Raw genomic sequence first — 25,047 nt, 5'->3', positions numbered from 1 at the left:
AAATGTTACCGCTCGACTTGCATGTGTTAGGCCTGCCGCCAGCGTTCAATCTGAGCCATGATCAAACTCTTCAATTAAAGTTTTGTTGGTCCTAAGACCGGCTCAATGAATACTGACTTCAAAACTGCTTTTACTCGAAAGTAAAAAGTAATTTTAAAGCTATTGTTGTTCCAACAGAACAACAATGAATTGACTGTGCCAAAATCAAGTAAACTTGATTCTGATTGGTCACTCAGTTCATTGATAAATCTTTTTCGATTATCATCAACGAGTGCCCACACAGATTGATAGGTTTATATTGTTAAAGAGCGTTCTTCGTTTGGTTGCCGTGGCTTCCTTGGAAGAGGCGGCCATTCTAGCGAGATAATTTTTTGTGTCAAACACTTTTTTAAATTATTTCGTCTTACCGATTTGACCTACTGATTGACTGGCTAGTGGGGCTTGAACCCTTACTGGCTGTGCCGTGTCAGTGAGGCGGCATTATAGGGAGATAAAATATGATGGCAACTTATTTCTTTATAAAATTGCCTCTCCAGCACTCAAGCGAACAAAAAGCCAACAAATCACTTGTTTTTGCTCAATTAACCACCAGAAAGTACTCATCCAACACTAGTTAAGCCAGCTTCAAATTCGAAATTAGCCATCACTATCAAAGAAATATGAAATCCGAGAACGAGGATTTAAATATTCCCGTATTTTGTCAGGCAGTTTATGAGGCAAAATCGCATTAACGATTTTCAAATCCCTATCCGCCAAATCGATGATTGGGGCTTGCGTTCTAGGTACCGAAGGATCATAGATCAAAACATTGGGATATAGTAATTGCCGGGCATTCACGGAAATAACCAATCCAACCATATTATTGGATAGCTGCACTACAGTTCCGGGCGGAAAAACCCCCATAAACTTGATCAGAATGTTGAGGTTTTCGTTGCTGTAGAGGTGTTTACAATGTTTATACATATAAGAAAGAGCAATGTATGGGATTTTTTGTTCAGCAACAATGCTAGGATGACAAAGATTATCAAAGGCATTGGCTACCGTAATAACTTGTGACAACTCATCAATATCGGCTTCTTTTAAACCGAGTGGATAACCGCTGCCATCGTTTAACTCATGATGCTGCTCTATCACTTTTTTTGCGCTGTCAGGAAAAATCTCAATATGGCTCGCTATCTCTAAGCCATATTTAGTATGCAACTTAAGATAATTTAGCTCAGGTTCCGTCAGCTTTGTTTTCTTTCTTACGATGGCGGTTGGAACTTTAATTTTCCCCATATCATGGAACAAAGCTGCGAATGCCAATTCCTTGATTTTTTGAGCATCGTAACCTTTGGCTTTACCAATCAGCATGGCAATGACAGAAACATTCAATGAATGGAAGTAGATATCTTCAAACTCACTTTTGCCATTCATTAGATGTAAAGTGACATTATCCTCACTTAAAAGTTTATCAACAATGTCCTCAACCAAAAGAGAAGCTTCATCTACTGCATCTTCTGGACGATTACGAATTTTATTCATCACAGCTCGCATGCGAGCCAATGAACGTTCAAATTCTTTCTCGCAATTTAAAATGCGACGTCGATAAGCATTGAGCTTTTCAATTCGTTTTTGCTTCTCTTCCCACAGTTTCTTAGCTTCACTATCAACATAAGAGGGTTCTTCATCCACCTCTTCTGGTTGGCTATTAACTGGTAATGGCTGTGTATCGCTTTGAGCGGGATTAATATAGACGTGCTGAATACCCAAATGCTTAATCAATTGAATTTGCTCTTGAGACTTAATTTTAAAGCTATTGAAGAGGAAGGGGTGTTCATTCCATTTAACTGGCAACCTAATATGTAAGCCAGGTTGCAGTCTATCTACAGTAATTTTTATGCTTGCCACAATCTACACAACACCTTAAGTCAAATGGTTATAACATTTAAAAAGAAGATACTTACACGCTCATCAGCTACATGTTAAGTCTCAACCCATCATTTGTGTATATAAATGTGGTAGCTAAACGCAACAATATAAAATGAGAAGCGTAAGAATGTGCACACTTTCTCAATGTAAGCACTAAATATGCTATGAATAGATGTTCGGATTAGAATCAAAAAAAGCCCTAACTAGTTAGAAAGGGCTTTACCACCATCAAAGGGGGGAAGTAGTAAATAATTAATACTTTTTCAGGATCTCGATAATCTCAACTTGATTATCAGCGGCAATAATCGCATCGATGTCATCATCATTTTGGAACAGTTCAGACAGAGCCATGATTGTTTGAATATGACTATTCGAGTCCATAGCAGCCAAAGTAACAGAAAAATAGACATTACCGTTATCTTCTGACTCCAGGTCAACGCCATTTTTGAATACCGTCACCTGAAGAGAGGCTTCCTTCACACCATCTTCAGGTCGAGCATGTGGCATTGCAATTTTTGGGGCTAATACGTAATACGGACCAATCTCTTTATGCTTTTGCTTAATTGCTTCCAAATAACTTAATTCAACCTTACCTTGCTCTAGTAATTTTGAGCATGTGATATCTAACGCCTTATCAACACTTAAGTTTTTTTCAGTCGTGATAACAATACCATTGTCGCCAATTAAATTAAGGAGAGTCATGACACAATCCACCCTAGAATAAGGCCAACAACACCAAAGTCAAAATCAGCAAACGTTGTGGCTTCAAGACCAATACCGCCCAATACAGGAAGAAGTAGCATCGGAAGAAATGAGATGCATAAACCTTGAGCAAATGAACCGAGCATTGCCCCGCGCAGACCACCAGTTGCATTACCATACACACCAGCAGCCCCACCAACAAAGAAGTGAGGAACTACACCAGCGACTATAATTGTCCAACCAAATGCACCTTGAATCCCCATAGCGATGAGACCTGCAGCAAACGAGCATAGAAAACCGATTAATACTGCATTAGGAGCCACTGGAAATACCATCGGGCAGTCTAAGGCAGGTTTTGCACCAGGTACGAGTCTATCTGAGATACCTTTAAACGCGGGAACAATCTCTGCAATGAGCATTTTCACACCTTGCAAAACAATATATACACCACCAGCAAAAGTTAGCGACTGTATAAAAGTAAATATCACCCAGTTCTGACCATTCGATACCGTCTCTACAAATTCTCCACCAGCAAAAACAGATGCCAACGTAAAGAAAATAGCCATTGTCGTTGCTACCGCTACTGGGGTATCACGTAAAAACATAAGACTCTTAGGTACGTTGATATCTTCCGTTGACTTGGACGTATCACCAAACTTGCTACCAACAAAGCCTGACACTACATATGACAAGGTAGAGAAATGACCTATAGCCAATTGATCAGTACCCATTACCTTTTCAGTGTACTTTTGACCAATCGCAGGCATTACCACCATAAGAGTACCCACCAAAATAGAGCCTATCGCGACTAATGCTGTGCCTTCCATGCCAGATGTAGATAGAATCACAGCAACTAACATCGACATGAACATGGTATGGTGACCTGTTAAGAATATATACTTAAGAGGAGTAAATCGAGCCAACAAAATATTTACAACAAATGCAAAAAACATAATAAGCGCCATTTCATAACCGAACGCTTCTTGTGCTACTGCAACTATAGCTTCGTTATTTGGAATTACACCACTTACACCAAATGCCTCTGTAAATACAATCGAAAAGTTATTTAGAGCTCCTATTAATGCACCAGCACCAAAACCTAAAATTAGGAAACCCATTACGGTTTTAATCGTACCTTTTAAAATGGTTGAAATATCGGACTTTTGCGCCACCAAACCAATAAAAGCAATTAAACCAACCATGATTGCCGGCTCTTTTAATAAGCCAAGCATAAACTCGAAGAAATTAGCCATAACTTATTTCCTTAGATGAATTTTTTTAATTGCTCTTCAATAGAAGCTTTATCAAAAATATTTGCTAGACTAACAATGTTTGTTTTACCTGCATCTGTAAGCTGATTGGCAACATCTGTTGCTGCAACCCAGATATCAGCACGACTAGATGCTGCCGAAGATAAATCTTCGTGATCAACCTCTGCCTCCAAACCAATTTTTTTAGCAACTTCTTTGACTGCCATTTCCATCATTAATGATGTACCAAGACCATTTCCGCATACGACCATAATCTTTTTCATATTATTATCTCTGTAGGGTTAAACTTAGGAATCACTATCATTCCCGCTTATTAGATGACATGAATCATATCCAAATAACCCCAAAACATTAATAGATCACCATCACAAAACCAAAATGACCCTGTGAAGCAAATCACACATTAAGTTAAATCATGAGTGTTTTATCAGCAAAAAAATTTCTGCTGCTAACCGAAAATCCATTGTAAATATTAGAGAGGAAATGAATAGATATAAAATGATATGACTAGATTATGAGTTACTCTCAACTCGATATATAAAGATATCTCTACTTACCATAGTCAGTAAGGATTTTCTTCAGAAGGCTATTAACATCTTTTGTCTTCTTATTTCTTTTTGTTAATGCACTTAATGATGTAGGAAGAACAGGATTTTCTTGCACATTATAAGTATGTTCGAGTTTATCTCTTAATTTTTGCACTGCCGGTAACAGCATGCGAATTTCTTCACCGTATTCATTTTCTAATACGACAATATTTTCGGATTCAACTTGAGTTATTGTTAGTAAGCCATGTTTAACAGATTCAACCTTTTCACCAACCATTAAAGATTGAGGTGGAACAGAACGATCAGTTAATTGCCCACTACGAAGTTTGGCGGCGGTTATAGAACGAATATTACCAGTATTCTCAAAAGCAACGATAACAGTATGAGTATTATAATACTCAACTACAGTTACATAACCGTGCTTCTTAGTTTCAAATCTAGCGCCTATTTGCATATCAAGAGGCGCAGCCATTTTTTTCATTAACATTCAGTATCCACGATACTTCTCTCGACATTTAACATGCTTAAGTATACACGCTAGTTTCTTTAATATAAATAAATTGCGCTACGCATGAACGTAGCAGATACCACTATTTGACTTGTATGAATAAGAACGAAAATTCATAACGCTCAATGCTAGAATTCAATGTAATGGTAAGTAGAAAAAAGAGAGATTTGAATTGCTCGTATACAACAAAGCCCCGACTTTCGTCGAGGCTTTATCGTTTAAATATGGTACCGGTGGGCGGACTTGAACCGCCACGCCCGAAGGCAACGGATTTTGAATCCGTCGTGTATACCAATTTCACCACACCGGCATCTTGGGGCTTTGCCCTTTGATGGTTGGCATTATACGTAAGAAACGCAGAGGTGCAATAGCAAAATATTGAAATACAAATCGTTTGCCGATATTTTAGCCACAAATATTAAAGCTGTGCGTTTGTTCTCTTTTCAGCGCAACTTTGAGTCTATATGCTTGCTGCAATTTTGGAAAACTCGAAAGACCTATGAACGTTATGAGTAGTAAATCCTCCCTCCCCCCTGCTGGTTTAATGCGCCGCTTTGGTGCACTTTTTTATGATGCACTAATTATCATTGCACTTGAGATGATGGCAGCAGGCATTGTAATCGCGATATTAGAAGCCCTCGTGGCTTTCGGTGCAATGAGTTACGGCCCATATGATGATGTCAGCGATTTGCTGACCCATCATCCTATATGGAGCTATGTTTACACTTTCTATTTAGCCGCTGTTTGGGTTTATTTCTTTGTCTTTTTCTGGACAAGAGCCGGGCAAACTTTAGGTATGAGAGCTTGGAGATTGTTGATCGTCAATGACGATGACACGCAAATTAGTGCCACTCAAGCCTTAATACGCTTATTTACCTCTGGCTTTGGATTATCAAACTTAACAGTACCGTTTGATCACGAAAAACGAGGGTTTCAGGATATATGGGCTAAAACGAAAGTTGTGGTACTTCCTAAAGTTAATTGAAGCACACCAAGTAAGCAGATAAAAAAGGAAGAGCCCATGCTCTTCCTTTTTCTTTATCTATAACTTTCTTCTCAACAACATTACGGCTATCACAAGAAATACAACACTTGGGGCTATTGCTCCCAATGCAGGGGGAAGCCCGTATACAATGCTAAGTGGTCCAAAAAACTCACTGGATATATAAAATGTAAACCCAGCAATCACCCCTGACAGTATTCTTGCCCCCATAGTGACACTACGTAATGGACCGAAAATAAATGAAAGTGCCATCAGCATCATCACTGCAATAGAAAACGGCTGAGTGATCTTACGCCACAACGCCAAATCATAACGAGATGAGTCCTGCTCAGAAGCTTTTAGATAAGAGACATAATCATATAACCCACTTAAAGAGAGCTCTTCAGGTTTAACGGTTACAACCGCTAACTTATCGGGAGCAAGCGATGTCGTCCATTGATACTCTGGCAATTGCTGCTTAGAAATGACAATTTCATCGCGCATATCGGTAATTTGAACATCTTTCATTATCCATTGATTATCTTTGTCATAATCGGCTTCTTTGGCAAAAAAGATGTTCTGTAATTTCTTATTGTTATCAAAGCGCCACATGTTCAATCCATAGAGCTTATCGTTATCTATTTTGCCAATAAAAATAAAATCGTTCGCATCACGAGCCCAAACACCGCTTCGTACCGAAACGATACTGCCACCTGAAATCGCAAAAGAGCGAGAGTCTCGAGCTAACTTCTGAGCTTGAGGTGCCCCCCATTGCCCAAGAACAGTAATTATGATCATCAACGGAACGGCTGTTTTCAAAACAGAGAAGCCGATATCAAGTTTTGACACTCCCGCCGCCTGCATCACGACCAATTCGGAGCTTGCCGCCAGCATCCCTAAGCCGATCAAGGCTCCAAGTAAGGCCGCCATCGGGAAAAACATCTCAATATCACGGGGGACACTCAAAATAACAAAGAACAGCGCTTGCAACAGATCAAACCCGCCTTTACCTACGTGTCTCAAATTATCAACAAATTTGATAATGCCCGATAAACCAACAAAAACAATCAGCACTAAAGAGGTGGTTACAATGATAGTGCGGCCAATATATAAATCTAAAATCTTAAACACGACTTATACCACCCTCTTCTGTCTGAGCTTATCTTTAAAGCGCCTTACTGGCACACTATCTAGTGTATTCACCAAAACTGCAGCGATAAGTAATGCGGCATTAATTGGCCACATACCAATAACGCTAGAAAGTGAACCATCTTCAATCGCTGATTTTGTGGCACTGAGCGTCAGGAAGTAGGCAAGATAAATTAAAATCGCAGGTCCCATTTTTGCAAAACGACCTTGACGAGGATTTACGGCAGAAAGTGGCACAACCAACATCGTTAACAGCGGAATACAAACAACAAGCGAAATTCGCCATTGTAGTTCAGCTTGCGCTTTTGTATTTGAGCTCGATACTAACTTTAACGTAGGCAAAGCTTCCCAATCACGACCTTTAGGTTTTACTTCACGTTGCCCGATAAGCCCTTCGTATTCATCAAATTCCGTAATCATATAGTCAATACGAGTCGGCACCCCTTCATAGCGAGTTCCCTCATACATGGTAATCATTTGCCGACCATCACTCAGTTCTTTGACATCGCCTGAATTCGAAAACATCACACTTGGTAAAATGGAATCACGTGGAGCCAGTTGAGCAACAAACACGTTGTACAGCTTCTTATTTTCAACACTATCGATAAATACAACAGAAGAGCCGTCAGGGGTACGTTGGAACTGACCTTGTTGTAATAAATCAACGCTGTTTTCCGCTGCTAGTTGTTCTATCAATTGAGCGTACTTATCTTGGCTCCATGGTGCCAACCAAAACGCATTAAATGCAGCAGTACCCGCGGTAATAACAGCAAGATATAATGCCCCATGAATCAAGAACTTATTGCCAATTCCGGTGGCATTCATCACGGTAATTTCGCTTTCCGCGTATAAACGACCAAAAGTCAGTAATATGCCGATATAAAGGCTTAAAGGCAGCATTAATAGCCCCATCGCAGGCATTTTTAATGCCACAATAGAGAAAATCATCCGGGCAGGAATTTCACCAGCAGAAGCATCAGCCAAAACTTCTATAAATTTTTGGCTCAGAAACACTAAAAAAAGCACAAAAAAGATCGCAAATTGGCTCTTGAGTGTCTCGCGGATCAAATATCTAACAATAATCACGCTGAAATTACCTATACAAAACTTGTTTTTTTGATTGAATCACTATAATTTCCCGTTGAACCTTTTATTTTTAAAATTTTCACTAACTGTTAGCCCGTTCAATTAATAGTAGATCCAAACATGGATTCAACAACTAAGAGCGCATTATCTAACATTTAGTTCTATTTGTCTTCAGGATGTAGGAGTACGCATGGAGTTCAGTGTAAAAAGTGGCAGTCCAGAGAAACAACGTAGCGCATGTATCGTTGTGGGAGTGTTCGAACCACGCCGCCTTTCTCCAGTAGCAGAGCAGCTTGATAAAATCAGCGATGGCTATATTAGTTCACTACTTCGTCGTGGTGATCTCGAGGGTAAACCAGGCCAGATGCTACTGCTGCATCAAGTACCAGGTGTTCTTTCTGAGCGCGTTTTACTGGTTGGTTGTGGTAAAGAACGTGAATTAGGCGAACGTCAATACAAAGAAATCATTCAAAAAACTATTAGCACACTTAATGAAACGGGTTCAATGGAAGCTGTCTGTTTCCTCACGGAACTGCACGTCAAAGGCCGTGATACTTACTGGAAAGTACGCCAAGCCGTTGAAGCAACGAAAGATGGCCTATACACCTTTGACCAATTTAAGAGTGCAAAACCAGAAACTCGTCGTCCACTGCGTAAATTGGTCTTTAATGTACCAACTCGCCGTGAACTTAACTTAGGCGAACGTGCTATTTCGCACGGTCTGGCTATCGCTTCTGGTGTGAAAGCATCTAAAGATCTTGGCAATATGCCACCAAATATTGCTAACCCAGCCTATCTTGCTTCTCAAGCTCGTCGCTTAGCTGACGATTACGAGACAGTATCAACCAAAATTATTGGTGAAGAAGAGATGGAAAAACTAGGTATGAGCTCATACCTAGCGGTTGGTCGTGGTTCAAAAAATGAATCGATGATGTCGGTCATTGAGTACAAAGGCAACCCAGACCCAGATGCGAAACCAATCGTATTGGTGGGTAAAGGTCTAACATTTGATTCAGGCGGCATTTCATTGAAACCAGGCGAAGGCATGGATGAAATGAAGTATGACATGTGTGGCGCGGCTTCTGTCTTTGGTGCAATGAAAGCACTCGCGAAATTAAACCTACCATTAAATGTTGTGGGTATATTGGCTGGCTGTGAAAATATGCCAGGCAGCAATGCTTACCGCCCAGGTGATATTCTTACTACTATGTCAGGCCAAACCGTTGAGGTACTCAATACTGATGCCGAAGGTCGCCTAGTGCTTTGTGATGCACTCACTTACGTTGAGCGTTTTGAACCCGATTGCGTAGTCGACGTAGCAACGCTGACTGGTGCTTGCGTCATCGCTCTAGGTCATCATATCAGTGGTGTCATTTCAAACCACAACCCGTTAGCACACGAATTGGTTAACGCTTCAGAACAAGCAAGCGATCGCGCATGGCGTCTACCAATGGCAGACGAATACCATGAACAGCTGAAAAGTCCATTTGCCGATATGGCAAATATCGGTGGCCGCCCTGGTGGTACAATTACCGCTGGTTGTTTCTTATCTAAATTTGCTAAGAAATATAATTGGGCGCACTTGGACATCGCAGGCACAGCGTGGAAGTCAGGTGCGGCTAAAGGCTCAACGGGTCGCCCGGTCTCATTGCTCGTCCAATTCTTATTGAATCGCAGTGGCCAAGAGGCTGAGGAATAAACCTCAAAATTTGAAAAGGGCCGCAAGGCCCTTTTTTGTTGATGAGTAACTGATCATTAGGCAATAAAATGCAACGAGCTACTTTTTACATTGTGAATGAAAATAGTCCTCAGGCTCAGCTTGAGGGGTTCGAACAATACGTCTTGTTCCTTACTCATCACTTTGCCAAACAAGGCGCTAAAGTGTATTTGCATTGCCATGATAAAACTCATGCTGAACAATTTGCAGAACACCTGTGGCAAGTATTACCAGAAAATTTCGTCGCGCATAATCTAGTCGGAGAAGGCCCTAAATACTCAACCAATATTGAAATTGGCTATCAAGGGGTAAAACCCAATTGGAATCGCCAACTGGTAATAAATGTGGCGGATAATCATACAACCTTTGCGAACGCCTTTACAGAGGTGGTAGACTTCGTCCCCTGCGAAGAAAAAGCAAAGCAACTGGCTCGCGAAAGGTATAAAATCTACCGACAAGCTGGCTATCAGTTGCAAACAATCGAGATCCAACATCCATAGGTTAAACCTTATAGTTAAGGCGATCTTAAACAAGATTCTTCACTTATAAAGTTTGACTAAGATTAATCATTCACAGTACCCATTTAAGAGCACTATGGAAAAGACATATAACCCAACAGCAATCGAACAAGCTCTGTATCAGACTTGGGAAGAGAACGGCTACTTTAAGCCTCACGGTGACACATCAAAAGAAGCGTACAGCATCATGATCCCGCCACCGAACGTCACTGGTAGCCTTCATATGGGTCACGCATTCCAAGACACCATTATGGATACTTTGATCCGCTGTGAGCGTATGAAAGGCAAAAATACCTTATGGCAAGTGGGTACTGACCACGCAGGTATCGCAACTCAAATGGTTGTTGAACGTAAAATTGCCGCAGAAGAAGGCAAAACCAAGCATGATTACGGTCGTGAGGCGTTCATCGACAAAATCTGGGAATGGAAAGGCGAATCTGGCGGTACCATCACCAAACAGCTACGTCGTCTAGGTGCATCTGTAGACTGGGATCGCGAGCGCTTCACAATGGATGAAGGTCTTTCAAATGCGGTTCAAGAAGTCTTCGTTCGTCTTTATGAAGATGATTTAATTTACCGTGGTAAGCGTCTTGTTAACTGGGATCCAAAATTGCACACTGCGATTTCTGATCTCGAAGTTGAAAACAAAGATAAAAAAGGCCACATGTGGCACTTCCGCTACCCATTAGCGAATGGCGTAAAAACAGCCGATGGTAAAGATTACATTGTCGTTGCAACCACACGTCCAGAAACCATGCTTGGTGATACTGGCGTAGCAGTAAACCCAGAAGATCCTCGTTATCAAGCACTGATTGGTAAAGAGATCATCCTGCCTATCGTTGATCGTCGCATCAAAATTGTTGGTGACGAGCATGCTGATATGGAAAAAGGCACGGGTTGTGTGAAGATCACTCCAGCTCACGACTTTAACGACTATGAAGTTGGTAAACGCCACCAACTACCAATGATCAATATCCTAACTTTTGATGCCAACATCCGTGACGCAGCAGAAGTTTTCACCACCAATGGTGAAGCAAGCGATGCATACAGCAGCGAGCTCCCAGCCAAGTATCAGGGTATGGAGCGTTTTGCTGCGCGTAAAGCTATCGTTGCTGAATTTGAAGAGCTTGGTCTGCTTGATGAAATTAAAGATCACGACCTAACAGTTCCTTATGGCGACCGTGGTGGTGTGGTTATCGAACCAATGCTAACCGACCAATGGTATGTGCGCACAGCGCCACTAGCGGAAGTCGCAACCAAAGCTGTTGAAGATGGTGAAATCCAATTTGTACCAAAACAGTACGAAAACATGTACTTCTCTTGGATGCGTGATGTTCAAGACTGGTGTATCTCTCGTCAACTTTGGTGGGGTCACCGCATTCCAGCATGGTACGACAACAATGGTAATGTGTATGTTGGCCGTACTGAAGAAGAAGTTCGCGCTAAACACAACCTTGCCCCAGTGATTGTACTAAACCAAGACAATGACGTACTCGATACCTGGTTCTCGTCGGCACTTTGGACATTTGGTACCCAAGGTTGGCCAGAAAATACTGACGCATTAAAAACATTCCACCCATCAGATGTTCTTGTTACTGGTTTCGACATCATATTCTTCTGGGTTGCTCGTATGATCATGATGACCATGCACTTCTGTAAAGATGAGAACGGCAAACCACAAGTTCCATTCAAAACTGTTTACGTCACCGGCCTTATCCGTGATGAAAACGGCGACAAAATGTCGAAATCAAAAGGTAATGTGCTTGATCCTATCGATATGATCGATGGTATTGACCTTGAATCTTTGGTTGAAAAACGTTGTGGCAACATGATGCAGCCTCAACTCGCCGCTAAGATCGAGAAAAACACACGTAAAACCTTTGAAGACGGCATCGAAGCTTATGGTACTGATGCACTACGCTTTACCTTGGCTGCGATGGCTTCAACTGGCCGTGATATCAACTGGGACATGAAACGCCTAGAAGGTTATCGCAACTTCTGTAACAAATTGTGGAATGCAAGCCGTTACGTGTTGATGAATACCGAAGAGCAAGACTGTGGTTTCGCCGCAGGTAGTGAACTTGAGTACTCACTAGCAGACAAATGGATTGAATCGCAATTTGAACTGGCAGCAAAAGAGTTCAATAACCATATCAACAACTTCCGTTTGGATATGGCAGCGAATACAATTTACGAATTCATCTGGAACCAATTCTGTGACTGGTACTTAGAACTGACTAAACCAGTACTATGGAAAGGCACCGAAGCGCAGCAACGTGCCACACGTCGTACCCTTATTACCGTATTAGAAAAAACGTTGCGTTTAGCTCACCCTGTGATTCCATACATTACAGAGACTATCTGGCAGAGCGTCAAACCAATGGTTGATGGTGTGGAAGGCGATACTATTATGCTGCAAGCACTGCCTCAGTATGATGAAGCTAACTTCAATCAAGAAGCCCTTGATGATATCGAGTGGGTGAAAGCGTTTATTACCAGTATTCGTAACCTGCGTGCGGAATACGACATCAACCCAGGTAAGCCTCTAAACGTGATGCTAAAAGCAGCAAGCGAGCAAGAAGCGGCACGCTTACAAGCTAACAAAGCGGTTCTATTGTCACTGGCTAAGCTAGAAGCATTGCGCGTTCTAGAAAACGGTGAAGAAACGCCAGCTTGTGCAACAGCGCTAGTCGGTAAATCTGAACTGATGATCCCGATGGCAGGCTTGATTGACAAAGATGCTGAGCTTGATCGTCTTGCAAAAGAGATCGCCAAAACTCAAGGTGAGATCAAACGCATCGAAGGCAAACTTGGCAACCAAGGCTTTGTCGCTAAAGCACCAGAAGCTGTCGTTGCAGCTGAGCGTGGTAAGCTTGACGGCTATAAAGAGACACTGGTTAAACTGGAAGAGCAAAAAGCAACCATTGCAGCCCTATAACTATAAATAGCAGGCTCACTAACCATTAAAACGCAAAAGGTCGGTATAAAAATACCGACCTTTTTTATGGCGCTAATATCCAATCACACCAATCGATTCAGTTTCTCTCCACGCTCAAACGCAGCAATGTTATCCATTAAGATATTAGCCAACTGTTGAATAGCTGAATCACTGCCCCACGCAACGTGCGGTGTTAATAATAGATTCGGCAGTTCCAAATTAGCTAGTAACGGATTGCTTTTATCTGCGGGCTCACGACTGAATACATCTACCCCTGCTCCAGCGATCTGCCCTGTTTTAAGCGCCATAACCAACGCGTTTTCGTCCACTAAGCCACCACGGCCAGCGTTAATCAACAATGCGTTAGGTTTCATCATCGCCAGCTCTTGTTCACCAATAAGGTTAAGGGTTTGATCGGTCAGTGGGCAATGCAAGCTCACAACATCCGCCTCAGCCAGCATTTGCTCGAAGGGCATAAAGCCTTGTCGGCATAATTCAGCACCTTTTCGTTCAGCAAATATCACCTGCATACCAATCGCTCGTGCCAACGTCGCTGTCGCCTGTCCAAGCGCACCACTGCCGACCACACCAAGTGTTGAACCTGCGACATCCCCTATCGGGTGAGTAAAAAAGCAAAATTGTTTATTACGCTGCCATTCTCCATTGGCAATATCTTGATGGTAGGCAAACAGGTTGCGTCTTAACGCATAAATCATTGCAATAACATGCTCTGGCACTGAACGGGTCGCATAACCCTGAACATTAGCCAGCGCTATTCCCGCTTCACGGCAATATTCAACATCAACGTTATTCACCCCAGTTGCAGAGACTGCAATGAGGCGCAATTTAGGGCACTGACAAAGTAAGGATTTATCGAGTATCACTTTATTCGTGATCACGATATCGGCTTGTGACAAGCGTTCTAGCACTTGCTCGGTAGAGGTAAAGTCGAACTCAAGCCATTGGTGAGCAAAAGGCAGCGTTGGCAAGTGAATCTGCGCAGGAATTGTCGCTCTATCGAGAAACACAACAGTGGGTAATGACATATCAACTCCTTGTCGCTACCCACAGCAAATTATGGTCGAGGCAGCGTTTTATAATCAGGTAATTTTCGCTCAGGATCAAAGTGTTGCAAAATTTGCTCTTGTGCATCGGGATAAAAATCACAGCCGACAAAAATGTTGCGCAGCCAATGACTCTTCGGATGATAAAAACTCAGCTCCGCGGCATGCAATTCTAAACGATCAGAAAATGCTTTTGCCTCTTCTGTTGCATAAAATTCATCACCCACGATTGGATGACCTAATGCTTGCATATGAACACGCAATTGATGTGAACGTCCAGTAACAGGAAGAAGGCGTACAATTGTCGTCTTTTCTTCCCTTTTCGCTACTTGATATAAGGTTTTCGATGGTTTTCCATCCTCAAAGCATACTTTCTGTTTAGGGCGGTTTGGCCAATCGCAAATCAAAGGTAATTCGATCACACCTTCATCAAGTTCGACATTTCCCCACACTCGTGCGTAATAGATTTTATGCGTTAAACGATACTGAAATTGTTTTTTTAATGCGCCTTCGGCGTACTTATTTTTTGCTAGCAACATCAGACCTGATGTCGACATATCTAAACGATGCACGACTTGTATATCCGGATATTGTTCAGCCAAGCGACTCCACATACTGTCGTGATGTTCTGGCAATCGACCGGGAACCGAAAGTAGCCCAGAAGGCTTATTCACCGCTAGGATATGATCATCTTCATAGACGATATCGATCCAAGGATCGGTCGGTGGTGTGTATTCAAGCATCGCCATAAGAGGTCTCCAAAAAAAATCGGCGCATTATATAACGAAACTGACTCAAGATGCTTGTATCAATCCCCCTCGCTAAAAATCGGTCAAGGTAGAAATGAGCCATAGGGTGTAATTATAAATTGACAGATTAAATCAGTGTGATATTGAATGTGTATCTTGACATTAAACGCAAGACAAAAGTCGAAAATAATAAATCATAATCGACAGATCAATGAAAAACACAACATTACTCAAGGAACAAGAATGGAAAACGCCGTCCCTTATCAAGCAGTTAAAAGTTTGACCTTACCGCAATTGCTCCGCTCTCTCGGCCCCGGAATTATGATGGCAGCGGCCGCTGTTGGCGGTTCACACCTTGTCGCTTCAACCAAAGCTGGCGCAATTTACGGTTGGCAATTAGCCATTATGATCCTGCTTGTTAATCTCTTGAAATATCCTTTTTTCCGAGCAGGTATCCAGTACACAATGGGCACAGGTCAAAGCCTAGTACAAGGATATGCAAAACTAGGGCGCGCTTATCTGTGGGTATTTATGATACTCAGCGTTGTCTCAGCCATCATCAACACCGCTGCTTTATTGCTGTTTAGTGCCAGTTTACTTGCCTACTTTGTACCGTTTGAGCTGAGTACTGTCATTTTATCTACCGTGGTGCTAGTCACGTGTTTGGTGATTCTCTTTGCTGGCCATTTCCGGGCGCTTGATTCACTGTCAAAAGTTATCATGGCAGTATTGACCATTGCCACCTTACTTGCTGTTGTTATTGCAGCCGTTAACCCAGCGCAAGTTGTGGTCGAAACAACCTCACCTTCTCCTTGGACCTTAGCGGCGATTGGCTTTTTGGTGGTCACTATGGGTTGGATGCCTGCGCCAATTGAAATTTCAAGTATCACGTCAGTTTGGCTCAAACGTCAGTGTCGTGAGCAACAAGTCACGCCGCAATCAGCGCTATTTGATTTCAATGTCGGCTACATCGGTACCGCTATTTTGGCCATTGTTTTTTTAGCATTAGGGGCTTTGGTTCTACACGGTACTGGTGTAGAGCTCTCGCAGTCAGGCGTCGGTTTCTCTCATCAATTAGTCGGGCTCTATGCCTCAACGATCGGAGAGTGGGCGCGCTATCTGATTGCCGTGATCGCTTTCTTCTGTATTTTTGGCAGTACGATTACGGTAATTGATGGTTATTCGCGTGTGATTGCTGAAGCGCAGCGTTTACTGCAAAACCAGCAAACGGAGAGCCCACGTCATTATCAAGTGTGGGTTATCATTGTCTCTGCATTGGCGTTGGGAATTATTGCATTTTGGGCATCAGCATTAATGCCAATGCTAAATTTTGCAATGATCATGGCCTTCATGACCACACCGATCTTTGCGCTATTGAATTACATTCTAGTCACTAAAACACCACTACCAGCCGCGCTAGCCGTTGGTAAAAAGCTCAAATGGTTATCGATTGTAGGTTTGATCTACCTATTTGGTTTTCTGGCCGTCTTTATTTGGTGGAAATGGTTAATGTAACCGGCGAGATAAAATAATACCAATCACAGTAAATAAGTGATCAGAAATAGCGCAGGAAAAAGGCTTGAGAACAAGGCAGGATTTTTCGATGAGTAGTTATTCTACAATCAAAAATTCTAACGCAGTTATCGAGCATTTTAACCAGCTAGGATGAACAGTTATTTACTACGATTGGTATAAACCCCAAGAAAAAACAAAGGCCTTATAAATAAGGCCTTTGTTATATCGAACAAACTCAATCAATTGTGCGCGACCACTATCAAACGTAAGGAATCAAGCTGGAACTGAGCTTTGCTAATATAGCCTGTCAATTCTTTGATTTGCTCTTCAATCGCTTCGATTTCTTCATCACGAATATTCGGGTTCACCGCTTTCAATGCTAACAAACGCTCAAGTTCTGCGTTCAAATTGGCCTGCATCTCTTGCTGAGCTTGCTCACGGATAGTTTCAACACGAGCAACTACTTGGCTTTCACTGGCGGCAATTAAGTTATGGACATCGTTTTGAACTGAAGTCACCAACTTGCTCGCTAAATGACGATTAACTGGACTTAGCTGACGGTTAAAGCTTTCAAATTCAACCTGAGCAGAGAGATCATTACCGCGAGCATCCATCATCAAACGGATTGGCGTTTGTGGAAGGAATTGACTAATACCACTGCGTTTTGGTGCTTGTGCGTCCACAACGTAAACCAATTCCAGCAAAATAGTACCAACTGGTAGCGCCTTGTTTTTCAGAAGCGAAACCGCCGAAGTCCCCACCCCCTCACTCATTAGAAGATCAATTCCTCCTTGAATCATTGGGTGTTCCCAACTGATGAAGTTCATGTCTTCACGAGAAAGTGCTGTGTCACGATCAAAAGTAATCGTAGCGCCTTCATACGGCAAACCTGGGTAGCTTGGTACCATCATATGTTCCGATGGCGTCACGACCAGTGCATTTTCACCGCGATCATCTTGGTTTAAACCAATCGCATCAAATAAACTCAATGCAAAGGTCACTAAATTAGTATCACCATCAGTTGAGGCGATATCAGCAACGATCTTTTGTGCTTTTTCACCACCGTTGGAATGCATCTCTAGTAAACGGTCACGGCCTTGTTCGAGTTGTGTTTTTAAGGTTTTATTTAACTTAGCTGACTCATCAATGATCTCATCCAATTGTTCAGTATTACCTGATGCAAGCATTTCAATTAGAGTCGTTGCGTATTTATCGTAAACAGCACGCCCGGTCGGACAAGTTTCAGCAAAGGCATTTAAACCCTCATCAAACCAGCGAGCTAAAATTGCTTGTGAAGTCCCTTTTAGGTAAGGCACATGTATATCGATATCGCGCTGTTGACCAATACGATCTAAACGACCAATACGCTGTTCAAGCAGATCAGGGTTAAATGGTAAATCAAACATCACCAATTGGTTAGCAAACTGGAAGTTACGACCTTCAGAGCCAATTTCACTACAGATCAAAACCTGCGCTCCGCCCTCTTCTTGAGCAAAATAGGCTGCGGCTTTATCACGTTCTAGAATCGACATCCCTTCGTGGAAGACAGTGGCACGAATACCTTCACGCTCACGCAATGCTTGCTCCAATTGCAAAGCCGTACTAGCACGTGAAGCAATAACTAAGATTTTTTCGCTGCGTTTTTCTTTAACTTTTTCGATCAGCCAATTCACGCGTGAATCAAACTGCCACCAGCTTGCATCGTCACCTTCAAACTCTTGGAAGATCTCTTCTGGATAGAGCATTTTCATCGCACGAGCTTCCGCGCTGAGTTTGCCGCCGATCATGCCAGCAACACGCATTGATGTCGTATATTGCGTTGGAATTTCCATTGGCATCAAGTGTACATTACGCACCGGAAAACCTTTAATGGCAGCGCGTGTATTTCTAAATAGCACACGACCCGTACCATGACGATCCATCAAGTTATCGATTAGCTCTTGGCGGGCTGCCGCTTTGCTATCTTCGTCTGAATTGCTTTCAATAATGCGGAACAGTGGTTCAACATCCTGCTCTGAAAGTAGCTCTGTAATTTGGTTTTTTGCCTCATTTTGCAGCTTTTCGCCAGAAAATAGTGCGGTCACAGAATCGGCGACTGGAGCATATTGCTCTTCTTCTTTGACAAAAGCCTCGTAGTCATAGAAACGATCAGGATCAAGCAAGCGTAAGCGTGCAAAGTGGCTTTCACGGCCAAGCTGCTCTGGCGTTGCAGTCAACAGCAATACAGCTGGCGTATTTTGTGCAAGCCCTTCCACGATTTGGTAAGCACGACTTGGCTTATCTTGGCTCCACTCTAGGTGATGAGCTTCATCGACCACCAGTAGATCCCACTCCGCATCCATCGCTTGCTCAAAGCGTTGACGACTCTTGCGTAGAAAATCAAGCGAACACAACACATATTGTTGAGTATCAAATGGGTTGTGCGCTTCAGCGAAGGCTTCAACACAACGCTCTTCATCAAAAATGGAGAAATGAAGGTTAAAACGGCGCATCATCTCCACTAACCATTGATGCTGTAATGTTTCAGGTACCACAATCAAAATGCGTTCAGCGCGACCAGACAATACCTGTTGGTGGATGATCATACCCGCTTCAATCGTTTTACCTAAGCCCACTTCATCGGCCAATAAAACACGAGGGGCGTGACGACGACCCACTTCGTGCGCAATGTATAGCTGATGCGGAATCAAACCAGCGCGCATCCCACACAAACCACGCATTGGGCTCTTGTGCTGCTGGTATTGGTTCGTCAAAGCGCGGTAGCGCAATACAAAGTTATCCATGCGGTCTATTTGGCCTGCGAACAACTTGTCTTGTGGTTTATTGAAACGAATTTGATGGCTTAAGAAAATTTCGCGCAGCGCAACACCGCTTTCGCCCGTGTCTTCACGCGTACCAAGGTAAGTCAGCAAGCCCTGATCTTCGACCACTTGCTCAACCTTGAGTGACCAACCTTCCTGGCTTTCAACCACATCACCAGAATTAAACGTCACTCGGGTTACCGGGGCATCACTGCGTGCGTACACGCGGTTTTCCTCTGATGCTGCAAACATCAAAGTGACAGTTCTTGCGTCTAACGCAACAACTGTACCTAAACCAAGATCACTTTCTGTATCGCTTATCCAGCGTTGCCCCAAAGCAAAAGTCATGTATCGACTACCTCATTTATTTAGAATGAATTATATCGGTCTGTCACCAAGTGGAGATAACTCCTAATTATGATTGTTGTTGGAGTATGGTGCAGAAAAAGGTCGCTAATCTTACTTGATGGCGTGATACAGGTCACGTGTTAAGCGAACGAATGCTCAGTTTTTTTTCTGCAACTTTTGGCTGACATCAAACTGTAAGAAATCAATGGCATTTGTAGTTAACAAGGTTGCTATACTCATTATGAAAACGCATGCTTTATGAATCAAAATCATGACTTTGGCATAAAACATGCTGCATCAAACAGACAATGAGTATCAACACGAGTTTGCAGCAGTATCGAGCGATCGAACCACAACCATGCACACATTGCTCGTCACATCTCTGCAAGCATCTTTATGTTAAGCACGCTGCACCGCAGCAAGGAGACGCTTATGGGCGATACCGACCGGAAACTGTTTGTACTGGATACCAATATCCTGCTTCATGAACCTCTAGCCATATACTCCTTTCAAGAACATGACGTCGTCATTCCAATGACTGTCCTAGAAGAACTTGACCGCATCAAAGACAGCAAGCGCGATGTAGCACGTGATGCAAGAGTTGCCATTCGCGCCCTAGAGCACTTATTTCACGATGCAACACCGGATGAAATCACCGAAGGTATTCCTTTCTCAAAAGAAGCGACTTCAACTGGCACCATTTCTATTTTGGCCGATTTTGAGCTGCAAGAAACCGTTAAAGCCTTTGCTGATAAAGCGGGTGATAATCGCATTCTCAATGCTGTACTTTACCTACAAGCCAAACGAGCACCGCGCTCTGTCGTGCTACTCACTAAAGACATCAACATGCGCTTACGCGCGAAAGGTGCAGGTGTGCGCTATGTTGAAGACTATCGTACCGATCAATTAATTGACGACGTACAGTATCTCACTAAAGGCTTTCAAATTCGTGAAGGTAATTTCTGGGATAGCGTCAATGAAGTAGAAAGCAAAACCTTAGGCGGAAAAACTTTCCACACATTAGATAAAGCCCCTTTTGACCCGACGTTTATCAATCAATATGTGATTGATGAAGAGAGTGAATTTGCGGCCCGCGTACACCAAATTGATGGTGACAAAATCACCCTGCTCGATATCAGCCGAGAACGAATGCTGCACCGCAAAGCTTGGGATATTACTCCGAAAAATATTTATCAAGGGATGGCATTAGATGCCCTACTCGACCCAAGCATTGACTTAGTTATCCTCACCGGGGCGGCCGGTAGTGGTAAAACGCTACTCGCCATGGCAGCCGCACTTGAGCAAACCATAGAGAAAAAAATGTTCGATAAGATCATTGTCACCCGTAACACACCTGATATTGGCGAATCGATTGGTTTCTTACCCGGCACAGAGGAAGAGAAAATGATGCCGTGGCTCGCCGCGGTCACCGATACCCTCGAAGCTCTGCACAAAAACGATCACTGTACGGAAGGCTCGCTCAAGTACATCTGCGATAAAGCCAACATCCAGTTTAAATCGATCAACTTTATGCGTGGTCGCTCAATCCAAAATGCCTTCGTTCTGCTCGATGAGTGCCAAAACTTAACCGCGTCGCAAATCAAAACCATCATCACACGCTGTGGTGAAGGCACCAAAATTGTCTGCTCTGGCAACCTAGCGCAGATCGATTCCCACTACTTAACCCCAGTTACTTCGGGTTTAACTTATATGGTTGAACGATTCAAAAACTTTGAAGGAAGCGCCAATATTCACTTAAATGGCGTAGTTCGCAGCCGCTTAGCTGAGTTCGCCGAAGAGAATTTATAATCACATTTGGCGAGATATTATTAATATTTCGCCATTTATTTAAAATAATTATTCACAAATTCAGCATTTATATGTTTTACTAAAGCCATTCTTCACTCACATCTTAGGACTGAGATATGGCTTTTAATTTACGTAACCGCAACTTTCTCAAACTGCTCGACTTTACGCCGAAAGAGATTCAATTCTTACTCGACTTATCAGCCGAACTGAAAAAAGCCAAATATGCAGGCACCGAACAGAAAAAGCTGCTCGGCAAAAATATCGCACTCATTTTTGAAAAAGCCTCGACTCGGACCCGATGTGCCTTTGAAGTGGCTGCTTTTGATCAAGGTGCACAAGTCTCTTATATCGGCCCTTCGGGATCTCAAATTGGCCAGAAAGAGTCAATGAAAGATACCGCTCGCGTACTAGGTAGAATGTACGATGGCATTGAATACCGTGGCTTTGGACAAGAAATAGTCGAAGAGTTAGGTACACATGCAGGTGTTCCCGTTTGGAATGGCTTGACTAATGAATTCCACCCAACTCAAATTTTGGCTGATTTCCTGACCATGCTTGAGCACGGTCGTGGTAAACAATTGCATCAAATGTCATTTGCTTACTTGGGTGATGCGCGTAACAACATGGGCAATTCCTTAATGGTAGGTGCAGCTAAAATGGGCATGGACATTCGCTTAGTGGCTCCAAAACAGTTTTGGCCCGAGGAAGCGTTAGTGGCAACTTGCCAAACCATTGCCAAACAGACTGGTGCTAAAATAACCCTCACTGAAAATGTCGAAGAAGGTGTGAAAGGGTGTGATTACCTTTACACCGATGTTTGGGTTTCGATGGGCGAAGCTGCTGATGCATGGGATCAACGTGTCGCTCTGATGACGCCTTATCAAGTAAACATGGATGTGATCAAACAAACTGGCAATCCACACGTCAAATTTATGCATTGTCTACCGGCTTTTCATAATGATGAAACCGCAATTGGTAAAGAAGTGTCTGAAAAATACGGAATGAAGGGCTTAGAAGTTACCGAAGAGGTCTTTGAGTCAGAATACTCGATCGTATTTGATGAAGCAGAAAACCGCATGCACACCATCAAAGCGGTAATGGTTGCCACGCTCGGCGCTTAAAAAACTAGGCAACAATTGAGCGAAGCCTGATGAACTTACATTCGTAATGTGTGATTGGGGTGAGTGAAAGCAGCTAACGCAGCGACAGTGCTAATGATGAAGAGGATTGTGAGGTAATCGCTTGCGCTCACACAACGAAAGCGTATAATTCCCTGCGATTTATCTGAGGGGTAGCCATGAAGCTGAACGTTGTTATTCACATCTACAACGCAATTCGATTCAACATGAGTAAGTTCTTTTGCTTACTGGGCTTACTATTTTTACCCTCTTTTGATTTTTAAAGCCTCCCTTATTGGGGGGCTTTTTTGTGGCTGTTAGAAAATTATAGGGAATAAGATCATGGCGAATTCGCTTTATCAAAAGCACATTATCTCGATTCCAGAACTGTCTCGTAATGAGCTGGAACTGATTGTCAAAACCGCTGGCCAACTGAAAGCAGAACCCAACCCGGAACTTATTAAAAATAAAGTGGTGGCGAGCTGTTTCTTTGAACCGTCGACACGTACTCGCCTCTCTTTTGAAACGGCAATTCAGCGCATTGGTGGCAGTGTGATTGGCTTTGACAATGGCGGCAACACTTCATTGGCTAAGAAAGGTGAAACGCTGGCTGATTCAGTGCAGGTAATTTCATCTTACGTGGATGCGTTTGTGATGCGCCATCCACAAGAAGGTGCAGCTCGTTTAGCTTCTGAGTTTTCTCATGGTGTGCCGGTTATCAATGCTGGTGACGGTGCTAACCAACACCCAACACAAACACTGCTTGATTTGTTCACCATTGCCGAAACTCAAGGCCGTTTGGATAACCTCAACGTTGCTTTCGTTGGTGACCTAAAATATGGCCGTACAGTGCATTCTCTGACTCAAGCCTTAGCCAAGTTTAATAATATTCGCTTTTTCTTTGTCGCTCCTGAAGCGCTAGCTATGCCGGATTATATTTGTGAAGAGCTTGATGAAGCTGGCATCCAGTACAGCTTGCATACTGATATTGAGAGTGTGATCCCTGATTTAGATATCCTGTATATGACTCGTGTTCAAAAAGAACGCTTTGATGAATCAGAATATGCGCATATTAAGTCGGCATATATCTTGACCGCTTCAATGTTAAAAAATGCTCGTCATAACATGAAGGTGTTGCACCCTCTACCTCGTGTTGATGAAATCACCACCGATGTCGATAAAACCCAACACGCTTACTTCTTCCAACAAGCAGAGAATGGTGTTTACGCCCGCGAAGCTTTGCTTGCTCTTGTGCTTAATGACACCCTGTGATCGAGGAGACCTATCATGACTAAAGAAACTCAGTTACAGGTTGAAGCCATTAAAAATGGTACCGTGATTGACCATATTCCTGCTCAAATTGGCATCAAGGTTCTAAAATTATTTGATATGCATAATTCAAATCAGCGCGTCACTATTGGTTTGAACTTGCCATCTTCTGCACTTGGCGCCAAAGATTTGCTGAAGATTGAAAATATCTTCATCAATGAAGAACAAGCCAGCAAGCTGGCGTTGTATGCCCCACATGCAACCGTCAATCAAATAGAAAACTACCAAGTCGTAAAAAAATTAGCACTTGAACTGCCAGAGCAAATTAATGATGTGTTCTCTTGCCCAAATACCAACTGCATTACACACGATGAACCAGTAGAAAGCAGTTTTAAGATTTTTGAAAAAAATAACGATATTCGTTTGAAATGTAAGTACTGTGAAAAAGTGTTCTCACGTGAAATCGTGACTGAACGTGAATAGTAAGCTGGCTTGATTAGCCGCTATCAGTGCCCCATCGTTGTGGGGCATTTTGCACTTTACCTACCGTTTTTTTAGAGGCAAACTGAGGCCTCTAATTCCTATAAAACAGATGGAACATCATAATGACTAAAGTACTTCATACTGAATCAGCACCGGCTGCTATTGGCCCATACGTGCAAGGCGTTGACCTTGGTAATATGGTTCTTACTTCAGGTCAAATTCCTGTTAATCCAGTAACTGGTGAAGTATCCGCAGATATCGCAGTACAAGCGCGTCAATCTTTAGATAACGTGAAAGCGGTTGTTGAAGCTTCTGGCCTAACCGTTGCTGATATCGTGAAAATGACGGTGTTTGTAAAAGACCTTAATGATTTTGGTACCGTCAACGAAGTGTATGGCAAGTTCTTCGACGAGCACAATGTTGCTAACTATCCAGCGCGTTCATGTGTTGAAGTGGCTCGTCTTCCAAAAGATGTCGGCATTGAAATTGAAGCTATCGCGGTTCGTAAATAACCTCGTTGCTAAAAGTGACCTATGAATCATAGAAAAAAGGGCTGAAGAA

The 25,047-nt window shown here is 42.7% G+C and carries 20 protein-coding genes, 1 tRNA gene and 1 rRNA gene; 10 read left to right on the top strand and 12 right to left on the bottom strand.

The annotated features are described in order from the left end of the window. The 7 genes from EYW48_RS02780 to EYW48_RS02750 all read right to left on the bottom strand — a co-directional run. A 16S ribosomal RNA gene (locus EYW48_RS02780) occupies positions 1–77 on the bottom strand; the annotation flags it as partial. Positions 78–636: 559 nt separating this feature from the next. Beyond that, entirely contained in the window at positions 637–1,890 is a 1,254-nt protein-coding gene (locus EYW48_RS02775) for an HD-GYP domain-containing protein (RefSeq protein ID WP_277431834.1), read from the bottom strand. A 273-nt stretch (positions 1,891–2,163) separates the two neighbouring features. Next, positions 2,164–2,613 (bottom strand): PTS sugar transporter subunit IIA, encoded by a 450-nt coding sequence (locus tag EYW48_RS02770; protein ID WP_053309437.1) that lies wholly within the window; start codon positions 2,611–2,613, stop codon positions 2,164–2,166. After that, entirely contained in the window at positions 2,610–3,866 is a 1,257-nt protein-coding gene (locus tag EYW48_RS02765) for a PTS ascorbate transporter subunit IIC (protein ID WP_053309438.1), read from the bottom strand. The genes EYW48_RS02770 and EYW48_RS02765 overlap by 4 nt, the downstream gene beginning before the upstream one ends. Before the next feature lie 11 nt (positions 3,867–3,877). Then, positions 3,878–4,147 carry a PTS sugar transporter subunit IIB gene (locus tag EYW48_RS02760; RefSeq protein ID WP_053309439.1) on the bottom strand — a complete coding sequence of 90 codons (270 nt, stop codon included), beginning with the start codon at positions 4,145–4,147 and terminating at the stop codon, positions 3,878–3,880. Positions 4,148–4,433: 286 nt separating this feature from the next. After that, positions 4,434–4,913, bottom strand: coding sequence for a hypothetical protein (locus tag EYW48_RS02755; RefSeq protein ID WP_241772850.1), 480 nt, complete (start codon positions 4,911–4,913; stop codon positions 4,434–4,436). A gap of 252 nt (positions 4,914–5,165) precedes the next feature. Next, positions 5,166–5,250, bottom strand: a tRNA-Leu gene (locus EYW48_RS02750). Positions 5,251–5,448: 198 nt separating this feature from the next. On the opposite strand from EYW48_RS02750, the gene EYW48_RS02745 reads away from it, so the two are divergent. Then, the gene (locus tag EYW48_RS02745) at positions 5,449–5,925 is read left to right on the top strand and encodes an RDD family protein (RefSeq protein WP_053309794.1); all 477 of its coding nucleotides are present in this window, start codon (positions 5,449–5,451) and stop codon (positions 5,923–5,925) included. Positions 5,926–5,982: 57 nt separating this feature from the next. On the opposite strand, the gene lptG is transcribed toward EYW48_RS02745, so the two are convergent. Beyond that, entirely contained in the window at positions 5,983–7,053 is a 1,071-nt protein-coding gene (gene lptG / locus EYW48_RS02740) for an LPS export ABC transporter permease LptG (RefSeq protein WP_168520946.1), read from the bottom strand. 3 nt (positions 7,054–7,056) lie between these two features. Further along, on the bottom strand, positions 7,057–8,157 hold the full coding sequence (gene lptF, locus EYW48_RS02735) for an LPS export ABC transporter permease LptF (protein WP_261917340.1): 1,101 nt from the start codon (positions 8,155–8,157) through the stop codon (positions 7,057–7,059). 190 nt (positions 8,158–8,347) lie between these two features. Between lptF and pepA the strand changes: the two genes are divergently transcribed. From pepA to EYW48_RS02720, 3 genes are all read left to right on the top strand, one after another. Further along, entirely contained in the window at positions 8,348–9,856 is a 1,509-nt protein-coding gene (gene pepA / locus EYW48_RS02730; protein ID WP_053309443.1) for a leucyl aminopeptidase, read from the top strand. Between the two features lie 68 nt (positions 9,857–9,924). Further along, a complete protein-coding gene (locus EYW48_RS02725) occupies positions 9,925–10,374 on the top strand; it encodes a DNA polymerase III subunit chi (protein ID WP_053309444.1) in 450 nt (149 codons plus the stop codon). A 94-nt stretch (positions 10,375–10,468) separates the two neighbouring features. Further along, the gene (locus EYW48_RS02720; RefSeq protein ID WP_261927614.1) at positions 10,469–13,330 is read left to right on the top strand and encodes a valine--tRNA ligase; all 2,862 of its coding nucleotides are present in this window, start codon (positions 10,469–10,471) and stop codon (positions 13,328–13,330) included. A gap of 83 nt (positions 13,331–13,413) precedes the next feature. Here EYW48_RS02720 and EYW48_RS02715 read toward each other — a convergent pair whose 3' ends face one another. Together EYW48_RS02715 and rluA are read right to left on the bottom strand one after the other, a co-directional pair. Then, complete coding sequence (locus tag EYW48_RS02715; protein ID WP_176312851.1) at positions 13,414–14,376, bottom strand: D-2-hydroxyacid dehydrogenase; 963 nt, start codon at positions 14,374–14,376, stop codon at positions 13,414–13,416. A 29-nt stretch (positions 14,377–14,405) separates the two neighbouring features. Beyond that, the gene (gene rluA / locus EYW48_RS02710) at positions 14,406–15,143 is read right to left on the bottom strand and encodes a bifunctional tRNA pseudouridine(32) synthase/23S rRNA pseudouridine(746) synthase RluA (protein ID WP_168520938.1); all 738 of its coding nucleotides are present in this window, start codon (positions 15,141–15,143) and stop codon (positions 14,406–14,408) included. 243 nt (positions 15,144–15,386) lie between these two features. Here rluA and EYW48_RS02705 point away from each other — a divergent pair, with 243 nt between their 5' ends. Then, positions 15,387–16,658 (top strand): divalent metal cation transporter, encoded by a 1,272-nt coding sequence (locus tag EYW48_RS02705; protein ID WP_261915091.1) that lies wholly within the window; start codon positions 15,387–15,389, stop codon positions 16,656–16,658. A gap of 239 nt (positions 16,659–16,897) precedes the next feature. Here the strand turns inward: EYW48_RS02705 and rapA are convergent, their stop codons facing one another. Next, the gene (gene rapA, locus EYW48_RS02700; RefSeq protein WP_261915090.1) at positions 16,898–19,807 is read right to left on the bottom strand and encodes an RNA polymerase-associated protein RapA; all 2,910 of its coding nucleotides are present in this window, start codon (positions 19,805–19,807) and stop codon (positions 16,898–16,900) included. A gap of 432 nt (positions 19,808–20,239) precedes the next feature. On the opposite strand from rapA, the gene EYW48_RS02695 reads away from it, so the two are divergent. The 5 genes from EYW48_RS02695 (at position 20,240) to EYW48_RS02675 (ending at position 24,998) form a co-directional block, all read left to right on the top strand. Next, positions 20,240–21,616, top strand: coding sequence for a PhoH family protein (locus EYW48_RS02695; protein ID WP_172531833.1), 1,377 nt, complete (start codon positions 20,240–20,242; stop codon positions 21,614–21,616). A gap of 116 nt (positions 21,617–21,732) precedes the next feature. Then, positions 21,733–22,737: an ornithine carbamoyltransferase gene (gene argF / locus EYW48_RS02690; RefSeq protein WP_053309451.1), complete on the top strand. Its 1,005-nt coding sequence runs from the start codon at positions 21,733–21,735 to the stop codon at positions 22,735–22,737. Positions 22,738–23,076: 339 nt separating this feature from the next. Then, on the top strand, positions 23,077–24,006 hold the full coding sequence (pyrB, locus tag EYW48_RS02685) for an aspartate carbamoyltransferase (RefSeq protein WP_261915089.1): 930 nt from the start codon (positions 23,077–23,079) through the stop codon (positions 24,004–24,006). A 15-nt stretch (positions 24,007–24,021) separates the two neighbouring features. After that, a complete protein-coding gene (gene pyrI / locus EYW48_RS02680) occupies positions 24,022–24,486 on the top strand; it encodes an aspartate carbamoyltransferase regulatory subunit (protein ID WP_053309453.1) in 465 nt (154 codons plus the stop codon). Positions 24,487–24,608: 122 nt separating this feature from the next. Further along, on the top strand, positions 24,609–24,998 hold the full coding sequence (locus EYW48_RS02675; protein WP_053309454.1) for a RidA family protein: 390 nt from the start codon (positions 24,609–24,611) through the stop codon (positions 24,996–24,998). Positions 24,999–25,047 lie beyond the last annotated feature (49 nt).

This window comes from Vibrio sp. 1180_3, from assembly GCF_029478545.1.
In the GTDB taxonomy this organism is placed as follows: Bacteria; Pseudomonadota; Gammaproteobacteria; order Enterobacterales; family Vibrionaceae; genus Vibrio; species Vibrio aestuarianus.
The sequence above is the reverse complement of the archived record's forward strand: the minus strand, read 5'-3'. Positions and strand labels throughout refer to the sequence as shown.